Origin of the sequence: Micromonospora sp. II (assembly GCF_001709195.1) — a bacterium.
GTDB lineage: Bacteria > Actinomycetota > Actinomycetes > Mycobacteriales > Micromonosporaceae > Micromonospora > Micromonospora chalcea.
This window is the reverse complement of sequence record NZ_LYXF01000035.1, coordinates 566,948-579,817: the sequence shown is the minus strand read 5'-3', so window position 1 is coordinate 579,817 and position 12,870 is coordinate 566,948. Positions and strand designations below refer to the sequence as shown.

The following is a 12,870-nucleotide window of genomic DNA, read 5'->3' as shown; positions in this document are numbered from 1 at the left end:
CGGCCGTCCGGGTCGCCACGGCCCGGCCGCTGGGTGCCCGTCCACCCGGTCGGTGCCGATCCACGCCCGTCGGCGCCGGGATTGAGGCCTCGCGGGCCGCTAGTTGGCTGCCGCCGGGGGCATGGCCTCGTGGGCGACGTAGGTGCCCATCGGCACAGTGGTCACCACCGGCTCCGGCTGCTCCGCCTCGGCGTGCGGCGCGGGCGAGTCGGTGACCGCGAACTGGGTGCGGTACAGCTCGGCGTACAGGCCGCCGACGGCCACCAGCTCGTCGTGCCGGCCGCGCTCCACGATCCGCCCCTCGTCGAGCACGAGGATCTGGTCCGCGTCGCGCACCGTCGAGAGCCGGTGCGCGATCACCAGCGCGGTACGGCCGGTCAGCGCCACCGACAGCGCCCGCTGCACCGCTGCCTCGCTCTCCGAGTCCAGGTGGGCGGTGGCCTCGTCCAGGATCACTATCGACGGGGCCTTGAGCAGCAACCGGGCGATGGCGATGCGCTGCTTCTCGCCGCCGGAGAAGCGGTAGCCGCGCTCGCCGACCGTCGTGTCGAGCCCGTCCGGCAGCGCCCGGACCAGGTCGGCCACCTGCGCGCCGGCCAGGGCGGCCCAGATCTCGTCGTCGGTGGCGTCGGGCTTGGCGTACCGCAGGTTCTCGCGGATGGTCTCGTGGAACAGGTGCGAGTCCTGGGTGACCACGCCGATCTCGTCGCGCAGCGAGGCGAGCGTCGCGTCCCGCACGTCGACGCCGCCGACCAGCACCTGGCCCTCGCTGACGTCGTAGATCCGGGAGATCAGCATGGACAGCGTCGACTTGCCGGCGCCGGAGGGGCCGACCAGGGCCACCATCTGCCCGGGCTCGACGGCGAACGAGACGCCCTTGAGCACCGGCTCGTTCACCGTACGGTCGAGGGTCGAGACCTCTTCCAGCGACGCGAGCGACACCTCGGCGGCGCTCGGGTAGCGGAAGCGCACGTCGCGGAACTCGACCCGGCCGCTGCCGCGCGGCACCGGCACCGCGTCGGGCTTCTCCGCGATGCCCGGACGCAGGTCGAGCACCTCGAAGACGCGGTCGAACGACACGAGCGCGCTCATCACGTCGACCCGGACGTTGGAGAGCGCGGTGAGCGGGCCGTAGAGGCGGGTCAGCAGCAGCGCCAGCTTGACGACGGTGCCGGCGCTGACCGCACCGGTGACCGCCAGCCAGCCGCCCACCCCGTAGGTGAGCGCCTGGGCCAGCGACGCGACGAGCAGCATCGCCACGAAGAACGTCCGCGAGTACATCGCGGACTGGATGCCGATGTCGCGCACCCGCTCGGCCCGGCGGGCGAACCGGTCGGCCTCGACCTCCGGCGCGCCGAACAGCTTGACCAGCAGCGCTCCGGCCACGCCGAACCGCTCGGTCATGGTCGCGTTCATCTTCGCGTCGAGGTTGTACGACTCGCGGGTGATCTCGGCCAGGCGCCGGCCCACCCGGCGGGCCGGGATGATGAAGATCGGCAGCAGCACCAGCGCCAGCACGGTGATCTGCCAGGACAGCACGAGCATCGCGCCGGCGGTGAGCACGAGCTGGATGACGTTGCTGACCACCCCGGACAGCGTCGAGGTGAACGCCCGCTGCGCGCCGAGCACGTCGTTGTTGAGCCGGCTCACCAGCGCGCCGGTCTGCGTGYGGGTGAAGAACTGCAGCGGCATCCGCTGGACGTGGTCGTAGACCCGGGTGCGCAGGTCGAGGATGATGCCCTCGCCGATGCGGGCCGAATACCACCGCTGGACCAGGGAGAACAGGGCATCGGCCACGGCGAGCGCGGCGATGATCAGGGCGAGCCGGACCACAGTCGTGCGGGCGTCCGGACCGGCCCCGGCGATCGCGTCGATGACGTCGCCGGCGAGCAGCGGCGTGGCCACGCCGATCACCGCGGCGATGATCACGGTGATCAGGAAGACGACGATGTCACGCCGGTAGGGCCGGGCGAACGCGACGATCCGCCGGGCCGTGCCGCGCTTGAGCTCGTGGGCGGAGACCTCGTCCCGGTTGCGCAGCGACCGGAGCATGCTCCAGCCGCCCATGCCGCCGCCGGCCATCGGGTGGGACACTCGTCACCTCCAGGTCGTCAGGCAGCATGAATCGTCGGAGTCCATTCTCCAGACGCCTGTGACAACCTCGCGAGTAACCCAGATCTTCCCGAACGGTCCTTACGAAATCGCGCTCCGGGCCGGTTACTCGCCCCGGCCGGCCAGGTCCCGGATACGCCGGGTCTGCGCCTCCCGCTCGGCGCGCTGCTGCTCGGCGTGCGTACAGTCGGCCGCGCCCGCCAGGAGCGCCTTGATCTCGACGATCGCGTCCCGGTTGTTGGCGAGGAGCCCGGCCGACAGGTCACGCACCGCGGCGTCCAGCTCGTCGTTCGGCACCACGAGCGTGGCCAGGCCGATCCGGTCCGCCTCGGTGGCGTCCATCCGGCGGCCGGTGGCGCAGATCTCCAGGGCGCGCGAATAGCCGACCAGCTCGACCAGGCGGCGCGTGCCGGCCAGATCGGGCACCAGGCCGAGTGTCACCTCGGCCATCGAGAGCCTGGCGTCGGCGGCGAGCACACGCATGTCGCAGGCGAGCGCGAGCTGGAAGCCGGCGCCGATGGCGTGGCCCTGCACCGCGGCGATCGACACCACGTCCGGCCGGTGCAGCCAGGTGAAGCCGCCCTGGTACTCGGCGATCCGGTCGGCGCACTCCGCCTCCGGGAGCGCGGCCAGCTCGGCGAAGGAGCCCGGCCCGGTGGCACCGGCGACCGCCAGGTCCAGGCCCGCGGAGAAGGCGCGCCCCTCGCCGCGTACGACGACGACGCGGACGTCGCCGGGCAGGTCGCGGGAGAAGTCGCTCATCGCCCGCCACATCGCCGGGGTCTGGGCGTTGAGCACGTCGGGCCGGCACAACGTCACCGTCGCAACCGGCCCGTCGCAGTCGAAGCGCACTCCGGTCGTCTCGGCGGTCACCGGACGCCCCGGAACACTGCGCTGATGGACGACGCTGGGCGGCGGGTCACGCCTTCTTCCGGCGCCGGGCGCCGCCGCGCTGCCGCAGCTGCACGCCGGATTCGGTGAGCACACGGTGGATGAACCCGTAGGAACGGCCGGTAGAGGCCGCCAGAGCACGGATGCTCTCACCCCCGGTGTACCGCTTTACCAGGTCTTTGGCGAGCGTCTGACGCTCGGCCCCGACGATCCGGCGACCCTTCTCAGTGCTGGTGGCTGTGCCGGTGGCTGCCATGCTGATCCCTCACGTCCCAGACTGTGCGGTTCGGATACGGTCCCACCTATTAGACCGCCTCGGACGATCATGCGCCAGATATCAACTATTCGCCAACCGACACGCTACGCAATGTCAGCTTCCCGATAGAGTGATCCTTCCGACCGGCTGATCCGTACCGCCCCGCCGGACGAGCGCATCCTCCCCCATGATCGACACCAGTTCCCCGAAGTGGCTGCGTCACCGTGCTCCGGACACCTCCACTTCGGCGAACTGGTGTGGATCATGCGACGGCCGGCGCGGCGGGCCGTATCGTGCCCGGGGTGATTGACGTGATCACGGCCGCGGCGGGTGCCGCCGGTGTCTTCGCCGCCACCAATCTCGACGACATCGTCGTGCTCACGGTGCTGTTCGTGGCCCTCCGGCACACCGGACGCCCCCGGCCCTGGCAGATCGTCGCCGGGCAGTACGCGGGCATCGGCGCGCTCGTCGCGGTCGCGGTGGTGGCCGCCGCCGGGCTGCTCGTGGTGCCGGACCCGTGGCCCGGCCTGCTCGGCCTGCTGCCGATCGCGCTCGGCGTACGCGCGCTGATGTCCCGTGGCGACGACGACGAGCCGCCGGCGGTGGTCGGCAGCCTGCTCGGCGTCGCCGGGGTGACCGTGGCGAACGGAGCCGACAACGTCGCCGTCTACGTGCCGGTGTTCCGCTCCCTCGACCCGGCCACCGGCCTGGTCTGGCTGCTGGTGTTCGCGCTACTGGTGGCCGTGTGGTGCGCGGTCGCCGCCGCGCTCGGCGGGCACCCCCGGGTGGTGGCCCTGGTCGGCCGCGCCGGCCACTGGCTGGTGCCGGTGATCTTCATAGTCATCGGCGCGACCATCCTGCTCACCTCCGGCGTCCTCCCCCACCTGGCCGATCTCCTGACCTGACCGACCCGACCCGCCCCGGCCCACGGGGAAAAGAGGGCGGGTCAGGCCAGCTCGACCAGCTCCAGCAGGTCGTCGGACCAGGCGTCCTCGTCGCCGTCGGGCAGCAGGATGGCGCGGTCCGGCTTGAGCGCGCTGACCGCGCCCGGGTCGTGCGTGACCAGCACGATCGCGCCCGGGTAACGGGCGATCGCGTCGAGCACCTGCTCGCGGCTGACCGGGTCGAGGTTGTTCGTCGGCTCGTCCAGCAGCAGCACGTTGGCGCCGGAGCAGACCAGCGTGGCCAGCGCCAGCCGGGTCTTCTCGCCGCCGGAGAGCACGCCGGCCGGCTTGTCCACGTCCTCGCCGGAGAAGAGGAACGCGCCGAGGATCTTGCGCAGGTCGGTGTCGGTCTGGTCGGACGCGGCGCTGCGCATGTGCTCCAGGATCGTCCGGTCCACGTCGAGCGTCTCGTGCTCCTGGGCGTAGTAGCCCAGCCGCAGCCCGTGCCCGGGCCGCACCTCGCCGGTGTCCGGCTCCAGCAGCCCGCCGAGCATCCGCAGCAGCGTGGTCTTGCCGGCGCCGTTGAGGCCGAGGATGGCCACCCGGGAACCCCGGTCCACCGCCACGTTGACGTCGGTGAAGATCTCCAGCGACCCGTACGACTTGGACAGGCCGGTGGCGGTCAGCGGCGTCTTGCCGCACGGGGCGGGGCTCGGGAACCGTACCTTCGCGACCTTGTCCGCGACGCGGACCTCGTCCAGGCCGGAGAGCAGGCGCTCGGCGCGCCGGGCCATGTTCTGCGCGGCGACGGTCTTGGTGGCCTTGGCCCGCATCTTGTCCGCCTGCGCCATCAGCGCGCCGGCCTTCTTCTCGGCGTTTGCGCGCTCCCGGCGGCGGCGCCGCTCGTCGGTCTCCCGCGCCTCCAGGTACGCCTTCCAGCCCAGGTTGTACGTGTCGACCACGGACCGGGTGGCGTCCAGGAACCAGACCTTGTTGACCACCGCCTCCAGCAGCGAGGCGTCGTGGGAGATCACGATCAGGCCGCCCTTGTGGTTGGCGAGGAAGCCGCGCAGCCAGGTGATCGAGTCGGCGTCGAGGTGGTTCGTCGGCTCGTCGAGCAGCAGGATGCCGCCGCCGTTCTCGCCGGCGTCGCGGAACAGGATCCGGGCCAGCTCGATGCGGCGGCGCTGACCGCCGGAGAGCGTGCCGATGGTCTGCGCCAGGGCGCGGTCGGGCAGGCCGAGGTTGGCGCAGATGCGGGCGGCCTCGGCTTCGGCCGCGTAGCCGCCGAGCGAGGCGAACTGGTCCTCCAGCGCGCCGTAGCGGCGGACCAGCCGCTCGTCGTCGGCGCCCTCGGCGAGCTTGTTCTCCAGCTCCTTCATCTGCGCCATGAGCACGTCCAGCCCACGGGCGGAGAGCACCCGGTCCCGGCCGGTGACGTCCAGGTCGCCGGTGCGCGGGTCCTGCGGCAGGTAGCCGATGGCGCTGCGCCGGTCGATCTGGCCGCCGTACGGCTGTCCCTCGCCGGCGAGCACCTTGAGCGTGGTGGTCTTGCCGGCGCCGTTGCGCCCGACCAGGCCGATCCGGTCCCCCGGCTGCACCCGCAGGGTGGTGTCGGACAGCAGGATCCGGGAACCGGCGCGCAGTTCCAGGCCGGTGGCAGTGATCATCTCGGAGTACTCGCTCTCGGGTCCGGAAGGGCTGACTCAGGGCACGCGAAAGCGCCGGCGGGTGGTGTTTTCCCGTCGGCGCGGGGCGGTTCAGCCTTCGCAGCGCAGCACGGGGGCAAGTGTACCGGTCCCCGCGGGCCCCCTCCGCCGGATTACCGTGCAAGATCATCGGGTACGAAATCCGCCGTCCGGACCCGGTCCGGTACCGCAACCATCACAAACGGACACATCGGTGATCGGGGTCAACATGGAGCTGAACGAGAACGCGCGGGTCGACACCAGCCAGGTGGACGACCGGCGAGGGTCCGGCGGAGGCGGCGGGATGGGCATTCCGATCCCGATCGGCGGCGGCCGGGGCGGGATCGTGGGCATCATCATCGCCGTGCTCGTCGCCCTGGTGGGCGGCGGCTTCGGCCTCAACGCCGCCACCAACGGCGGCGGCTCCGAGCAGGGCGACAACACCTCGCTGGAGCAGAAGTGCTCGGCGCAGGACGCGCTGGAGCAGCTCGACTGCCGCAACACCCTCTACGTCAACTCGATCCAGGCGTACTGGCGTACCGCGATGCCGGAGGCGTTCGGCGAGCAGTACAAGCCGTCGAAGACCGTGTTCTTCAGCCAGAACGTCAGCACCGCCTGCGGCGCCGCCGACTCCGGCGTGGGCCCGTTCTACTGCCCGGCCGACGACCAGGTCTACATCGACCTCACGTTCTACCGGCTGCTGGCCGACCAGCTCGGCGCCAAGGGCGAGTTCGCCCAGCCGTACGTGCTGGCCCACGAGTACGGCCACCACGTGCAGGACCTGCTCGGCACCGAGGCGCAGATGCGCCGCCAGCAGGAGCGTGACCCGCAGAGCGCGAACGCGCTGTCGGTGAAGCTGGAGCTGCAGGCCGACTGCTACGCCGGCGCGTGGGCGAAGAACGCCACCGGCACCGCCGACGAGCGCGGGCAGAAGATCTTCAAGAGCATCACCGAGGAGGACATCTCGCAGGCCATCGACGCCGCCGAGAAGATCGGCGACGACGCGATCCAGGAGCGTTCCGGTCGGCCGGTGAACCCGGACGAGTTCACCCACGGCAGCTCGGAGCAGCGCAAGCAGTGGTTCACCAAGGGCTTCACCACCGGTGACCCGAAGTCCTGCGACACCTTCGGCGCCGGGGCCTGATCCCCGCTCGGCGCATCGGCCCGCACCGCCACGGACGGCGGTGCGGGCCGATGTCGTTTCCGGGGCCGGTCAGGCCGGCAGTGTCACCTGAGCCGGAGTGGACCGGTTGACAGTCGTCCCGTCACCGAGCTGGCCCCCGCTGTTGTCGCCCCAGCACCACAGGCCGGCGTCGGTACGGATCGCGCAGCCGTGGTCGGTGACCGCGAGCCCGCCGGTCCAGCTGGTGGCGGTGCCGACCTGCGCGGGCGCGGACCGGTGGGTGGTGCTGCCGTCGCCCACCTGGCCGGCGGAGTTCTTGCCCCAGCACCAGAGGGTCCCGTCGGTACGCGACGCGCAGGACGTGTCGCTGCTCGCGGCGATCCGGTTCCACGTGGTGGCGGTGCCGATCTGCACCGGCGCGGTCCGGTACGAGCCGCTCACGCCGAGCTGACCGTATCCGTTCTCACCCCAGCACCACAGCCCGCCGGCGCGGACCCCGCAGGTGTGCGCGTACCCGGCCGCGACGCCGGTCCACCCGGTCGCGGTGCCGACCTGCGCGGGCGCGGTCTGCGGCGTCAGGTTGCCGAGCCCGAGCTGGCCGTCCGAGCTGGCCCCCCAGCACCAGAGCGTGCCGCCGGTCCGGATACCGCAGGTGTGCCCGTAGCCGGTCGAGACGCTCACCCAGTCGGTGGCCGTGCCGACCTGCAGCGGGGTGTTCGCGACGTACGGCGAGGCGCCGACGCCCAGCTGGGTGGTCCGGTTGAAGCCCCAGCACCAGAGCGTGCCGTCGGTGCGTATCGCGCAGGTGTGCTGGGGGCCGGCGTCGACCCGGGCCCAGGTGGTCGCGGTGCCGACCTGCACCGGGGCGCTGCGGCTGGTGGTGCTCCCGTCGCCGAGCTGGCCCCGGAAGTTCGAGCCCCAGCACCACAGCGTCCCGTCCGTGCGGACCGCGCAGGTGTGCCCGGTGCCGGCGTCGACGTTCGTCCAGGTGGCGGTGCCGACCCGCGTCGGGGCGCTGCGGTTCGTGGTGGTCCCGTCGCCGAGCTGACCGCCGTAGTTCGAGCCCCAGCACCACAGTCCCCCGTCGGTGCTGATCGCGCACGTGTGCGCGCCGCCCGCGGTGACGCTGCTGACGGTGGGCGCGGCGAGCGCGGCGCGCTGCGCCGGGCCCGCGTTCGCCGTACCGGCGGTGAGTGTGGCGGTGAGCACGAGGCTTCCGGCGCTCATTGCCGCCGCCGCGACGAGGAGTCTCGTCGCACGGCGCCACCGGGCTCGCAGCCGGCCGTCCTGATATCCGCTCATGAAGTTGTTGTCTCCCAACGATGTCGGCGCGTGATGGCGGAGGCGAAGCTGCCCCTGCGGGTCGCCCGGAGACCCGCCGCTTCGTGACACCGACGATAGGCATCGAGTCGATTCGATGCATCATCGAGGAGCGGGATTGCGCCGTCTTGAGGTGATCTTTCCTGTTCAGCGGACCAGGATGTGGACCGCCCGGGCGGCCGCGACGGCGGCCACCAGCACCGCGTGCCGGGGCTCCGGCACGTCGAGCAGGCGCGGCGCGCGCAGCGCCGCCAGCGGGGCCAGCCGCCGGTCGGCCAGCACCGTGTCCACCGCGCGCCGGTCGCCGCCGCACACCAGCGTCGACAGCGTTCCGGCCTCCGGCAACAGCAGGCGTACGGCCAGCTCGGCCGCGTCGCCCAGGGCCGCCTTCGCCTGGTTGTCGCGCCGCCGGGCGAACCGCTGCTGGGACCAGCCGCCCGCCGCGGTACGCCCCTGCACGTACCGGGTGTCCACCTTGGAGACCACCAGGTCGGCGCCGTCGGCGACGCCGACCGCGACAGCGCCCTTGCGGGCAAGCAGCAGACCGATCCGGCGGGCCGCGGTGGCGGAGGCGACGAATCCGGGTACGTCCGCCGACGCGCTCGCCCCGGGCGGGGTGTGCAGCTCGGCGGTGGCGTCGTCCGGGGCGGTGAGGAGGAGCCCGTACTCCTGGACTGTGGTCGTGGGCGGGCCGTGCCGGTCGGTGAAACCCTCGACCCAGCGGGCGACGCGGCCGGGGTCGACCTCGACCCACCGGCCGCCGCCGGCGGCGGGTCGGCTGCTCATGGCCCGACGGTACGCCATCGCCGGACCCGGGAACGCAACGCGGGAGGACACCGTGACCGGTGCCCTCCCGCGTCTACCGGGTGGATCAGTGGACGGTGAGGTTGCCGCCCTTCAGCGTGACCTCGGCGGTGCCGCCGCCCGTCCAGTCGGACGAGAAGAGCAGCGAGCCGCCCTTCCACAGCGTGACCCCGACGGTGTCGTTCCTGCCGGGGGCGCCCCGGTCGGTCACCGTGACGGTCAGCGTCAGGCCGGAGGCCACCAGCTTGCCCTTGTTGTCGTACAGGGCGGCCTGGTAGCGCACCTGGGCGACCTTGCCCGCCGAGGTGACGCCGAGCGCGTCGACGGTGCCGGCCTTGATCGTGTACGCCTTCCCGCCGGAGCGGAACTCGATCTCGGCCTTGCCGGTGGCCGGCTTGTTCGCCTTGCCCGGCTTCGCGTTCAGCTCCACCTCGACGGTGGAGTTCACGTCGGCCGGGTAGGTGCCCGCCGAGCGGGTGGCGGTCAGGTGACCGCCACCGGTGAGGAACCCGCCGTCGGAGACGGCGACTGTGACCTGCGCGGTGGTGCTGCCCGTGTAGTTGCCGCCCACTGTCGCGGTGACGGTGTGCGTGCCCTTCGGCAGCGTGGCCTCGCACGCCGCGGACGCGCTCGTGGTGGCCGTGCCCAGCAGGGCCGGCACTGCGGCGCAGAGCGTCACGCCGTCCTTCGTGAAGGTGACGGTGGCGGTCCGGATGTCACCGGCTGTGGTGTCCGTCGCGCCGGGCAGCACCGAGCTGTCCCGGACCACGGCCCGCAGCAGGGCCTTGCCGGAGGCGCCGCCGGTCGCGGTGTTCACCAGCGTGTCACCGGCCCAGCTGACCGCCGCGTCCTCGGCGGTGACCGTGATCGTGAACGAGGTGCTGCCGGTCAGCCCGGAGCCGTCGGAGACGGTCACCGTGACCGGATAGGCACCCGGTGCCGCCGTGGTGGTGCCGGCGACCGTCCAGGTACGCGAGCCCGGCCGGGCGTCGGCCGCGGAGGTGCTCGTGACGGCCAGGGACAGGCCGGCGGGCAGCCCGGTGGCGGCGGCGGTCAGGTCCGCGCCCGTGGTGTCGCCGTCGGTGGCGGTGACCGTGACGGCAGGCGAGAGCGCGTCGCTGTACTGGACGCTCACGCCGTCCGGGGCGGTGCTGGTGACGGCCGGGGCGGACCGGATCGTGAAGTCGGCGTCGTTGACGTCGAAGAAGACGTTCCCGACCGCCTCGATCTTGATCCGGGCCTTCCCGGTCGCCACGTTCGGCAGCGTCACCGTCGCCGAGCCGGTGTTGGCGGTCTGCTCCGCCAGCACGTACGGGAAGGTCAGCCCGCCGTCGGCGGACAGCGAGATCTTCACCTGCGCGGCGTTCACCGGCGCCACGTCGGTGCCGGCCACGTCCCACGTCACGGTCTGGGTCGAGCCGCCGTCCAGGACGGCGGCGGCGCCCTGCGAGGTCACCAGGAACGGACCCGCGTCCGGCGCCAGCACCACGGCGACGTCGCCGCTGCCGATGCCGCCGCCACCCAGCCGCCCGTCCCGGGCGGTGAGCTTGAAGTGCAGGGTCCGGTCACCCGCGATGCCGACCCAGTCGCGGGTGGGCAGGAACTCGGAGTAGCAGTCGACCAGCTCGGCCGGCACGTTCGACGCGCCACCGGTGGCCGGCGGGGCCGGGGCAGCCGGGCAGGCGCCGGTGGCCGCGTTGGTGTTGCCGGCCAGGATCTGCCGCATGTCCGGGAACACCCGGGTCGAGTCGGTGGTGACCGCGTTCAGCCCCGGCGAGTAGTACTTCAGCGTGTCCGTCGGCGACACGATCGCCGCCTCGCCGAACACCCGGAACAGCGGACCGTTGACCTTCGTGTTGTTCGTCAGCGCGGTGCCGGTCGTGGCGCCCCTGTCGTTCTGCTCCCACAGGTACGTGACGGTGTCGCCGTCGGCGTCGGTGGCGCTGCCGGTCAGCGCGAACGGCGTACGCACCGGGATGGTGACGGTCTCCGGGACGGTGACCACCGGGGCGTGGTTGGTGGTCTCCTCGACCAGCCAGCCGCCGTTGTCGATGGCGCCGCCCTTCGCCGTCTCACCGACGAAACCGGACGCGCCGGAGGCGTTCGTCAGCTCCAGCGACGCCACGTTGGTGGTGGCCAGCGTGCCGCCGAAGGTCACCTGGAAGCCGTTGTCGTTGAGCGTGCCGCTGCCACCGAACGCGGCCACGGTGACCGTCGCGCCGGCCGGCCAGCCGGCGATGCCCTCGATGGCCGCCTTGATGCCCGCGGTGGTGTAGTTGACGCCCCGCGTGATCGGCGCCGAGTCGCTGCCCGCGTAGCTGATGGTGAACGAGTCACCGTCGGCGTCGAACCCGTACAGCGAGACGTTCTGCACCTCGTTGATGGCCGGGCGGTTCGACGTGACGTAGTTGGTGATCTCGGTGTAGCTGCGGTGCGACCAGTACGGGTCGCTGTGCGGCTGGAGGTTGTCCTGCTGGCAGATGCCCGCGTACGCCATGATCGACGAACCGCTGCCCGGCTCGTACGAGTTGGCCGCGCTGCGGTTGCCGCCCGAGCAGTTGTACTGGGTGCCGTTGAAGGTGTGGTTGCCGGCGAACTGGTGACCCATCTCGTGCGAGACGTAGTCGACCGCGTAGAAGTCGCCGACCGGTGTCGGCAGGCCGGTGCAGCCCTGCGCCTTGCCGTTGCCGCCGATCACGCCGAGGCTGGCCACGCCGCCGCCGTTGACGCCCAGGCCGACGTGGCCCACGTCGTAGTTGCTCGCGCCGACCAGCTGGCCGAGCACGATCCGGTTACGGCTGAGCGTGCCACTGCCGCAGGAGGTGAGCTGCGCCGGCGTGAAGCATGCCGCCGCGCCGCACGGGCCGTTCGGCTCGGTGGCCAGGGCCGGCGTGTTCAGGTTGGTCTTGTCGGTGTCGTTGATCAGCACGAGCCGGATCGCCGTCTCGTCCTCGTAGATCTGGGTGACCCGGTTCATCAGCGTCACCTTCGCGGCGGTGACGTTCTCCGCGCCGAAGTAGGTGGCGTACGACGGGTCGGTCACCAGCGCCACCCGGTACGTGCGCAGCTTCACCAGCGGCCCGGCCGGGACGTCCGCCTCGGCGATCTCCTCGGCCAGCGCGTGCGCCTCCTGCGTGACGTCCGCACGCTCGACGAACTCGCCCTCCGGGTGCTCCAGGTCGCGGGCGAAGTAACTCGCGTACAGGCTCTGGTCACGCTGGTAGTACGGGTCGATGTACCAGTTGCCCTTGGCCGACCGGACCGAGGCGTGGAACCCGAGCGGGGTGAGGTCCGCGCGGATGGTCGCGGCCGGGTCGTCCAGGCCCTTGCCGGCGTACGTGGTGATCTCCGGGTGCCTCGCGGCCAGACCGGCCTCCATGACCGGCGAGTCGACCAGCTCGAAGCGCTGGAACGTGCCGTCCGGAGCGGGCAGCGACACCACCTGCTTCGCCACCCGGGCCACCGCGACGCGCTTCTCGGCCGGCGCCTTGTCCAGCAGGCCCTTCATGGTGCCGCGGTCCAGCTTGTACGCGGTCAGCCGCTTGGCCTTGATCGCGGCCTGGCGGCCCGCCTTGGTGGCCGCCGGCTTGCCGTCCACCTTCTGCCACGGCCCGTGGACGCCGGGTGCGGCGGAGGCGGGCGCGGGCGCCGCGAGAACGGGAAGCGTCGCCGCGGCCAGCGCGGCGACGAGGAGGGCAGCGGTCCGTCCGCGCCGGGCGGGTTGCCGGTCGCGCGGCGGACGCCACAGGGTGATCCTCAAGTCTTCTCCCTGCTGGGTCTGGTGTGGATCGA

At 72.2% G+C, this 12,870-nt stretch carries 9 protein-coding genes; 2 read left to right on the top strand and 7 right to left on the bottom strand.

Annotation, left to right across the window (positions count from 1 at the left end; translation table 11 throughout):
* Positions 1 to 99: 99 nt before the first annotated feature.
* From A8711_RS20585 to A8711_RS20575, 3 genes are all read right to left on the bottom strand, one after another.
* On the bottom strand, positions 100 to 2,082 hold the full coding sequence (locus A8711_RS20585; protein WP_069089099.1) for an ABC transporter ATP-binding protein: 1,983 nt from the start codon (positions 2,080 to 2,082) through the stop codon (positions 100 to 102).
* 135 nt (positions 2,083 to 2,217) lie between these two features.
* Positions 2,218 to 2,985 carry an enoyl-CoA hydratase/isomerase family protein gene (locus A8711_RS20580; RefSeq protein WP_069089098.1) on the bottom strand — a complete coding sequence of 256 codons (768 nt, stop codon included), beginning with the start codon at positions 2,983 to 2,985 and terminating at the stop codon, positions 2,218 to 2,220.
* A 46-nt stretch (positions 2,986 to 3,031) separates the two neighbouring features.
* Entirely contained in the window at positions 3,032 to 3,259 is a 228-nt protein-coding gene (locus A8711_RS20575; RefSeq protein WP_007072022.1) for a helix-turn-helix domain-containing protein, read from the bottom strand.
* Positions 3,260 to 3,561: 302 nt separating this feature from the next.
* On the opposite strand from A8711_RS20575, the gene A8711_RS20570 reads away from it, so the two are divergent.
* Complete coding sequence (locus A8711_RS20570; RefSeq protein ID WP_233607766.1) at positions 3,562 to 4,164, top strand: cadmium resistance transporter; 603 nt, start codon at positions 3,562 to 3,564, stop codon at positions 4,162 to 4,164.
* Between the two features lie 41 nt (positions 4,165 to 4,205).
* Here A8711_RS20570 and A8711_RS20565 read toward each other — a convergent pair whose 3' ends face one another.
* Entirely contained in the window at positions 4,206 to 5,813 is a 1,608-nt protein-coding gene (locus A8711_RS20565) for an ABC-F family ATP-binding cassette domain-containing protein (RefSeq protein ID WP_064445312.1), read from the bottom strand.
* Positions 5,814 to 6,060: 247 nt separating this feature from the next.
* On the opposite strand from A8711_RS20565, the gene A8711_RS20560 reads away from it, so the two are divergent.
* Entirely contained in the window at positions 6,061 to 6,975 is a 915-nt protein-coding gene (locus tag A8711_RS20560; RefSeq protein ID WP_043331134.1) for a neutral zinc metallopeptidase, read from the top strand.
* Positions 6,976 to 7,044: 69 nt separating this feature from the next.
* Here the strand turns inward: A8711_RS20560 and A8711_RS20555 are convergent, their stop codons facing one another.
* The 3 genes from A8711_RS20555 to A8711_RS20545 all read right to left on the bottom strand — a co-directional run bounded on the left by A8711_RS20555 (position 7,045) and on the right by A8711_RS20545 (position 12,838).
* Positions 7,045 to 8,256 (bottom strand): chromosome condensation regulator, encoded by a 1,212-nt coding sequence (locus tag A8711_RS20555; RefSeq protein ID WP_043329648.1) that lies wholly within the window; start codon positions 8,254 to 8,256, stop codon positions 7,045 to 7,047.
* Positions 8,257 to 8,421: 165 nt separating this feature from the next.
* A complete protein-coding gene (locus A8711_RS20550) occupies positions 8,422 to 9,060 on the bottom strand; it encodes an acVLRF1 family peptidyl-tRNA hydrolase (RefSeq protein ID WP_069089096.1) in 639 nt (212 codons plus the stop codon).
* Between the two features lie 85 nt (positions 9,061 to 9,145).
* Positions 9,146 to 12,838 (bottom strand): M12 family metallo-peptidase, encoded by a 3,693-nt coding sequence (locus A8711_RS20545; protein WP_233607765.1) that lies wholly within the window; start codon positions 12,836 to 12,838, stop codon positions 9,146 to 9,148.
* Positions 12,839 to 12,870: the final 32 nt, after the last annotated feature.

Bases quoted from the DNA above. Each gene is read 5' to 3' on its own strand.
- A8711_RS20575 (WP_007072022.1), bottom strand. From the start codon at position 3,259: ATGGCAGCCACCGGCACAGCCACCAGCACTGAGAAGGGTCGCCGGATC.
- A8711_RS20560 (WP_043331134.1), top strand. From the start codon at position 6,061: ATGGAGCTGAACGAGAACGCGCGGGTCGACACCAGCCAGGTGGACGAC.
- A8711_RS20565 (WP_064445312.1), bottom strand. From the start codon at position 5,813: ATGATCACTGCCACCGGCCTGGAACTGCGCGCCGGTTCCCGGATCCTG.
- A8711_RS20550 (WP_069089096.1), bottom strand. From the start codon at position 9,060: ATGAGCAGCCGACCCGCCGCCGGCGGCGGCCGGTGGGTCGAGGTCGAC.
- A8711_RS20555 (WP_043329648.1), bottom strand. From the start codon at position 8,256: ATGAGCGGATATCAGGACGGCCGGCTGCGAGCCCGGTGGCGCCGTGCG.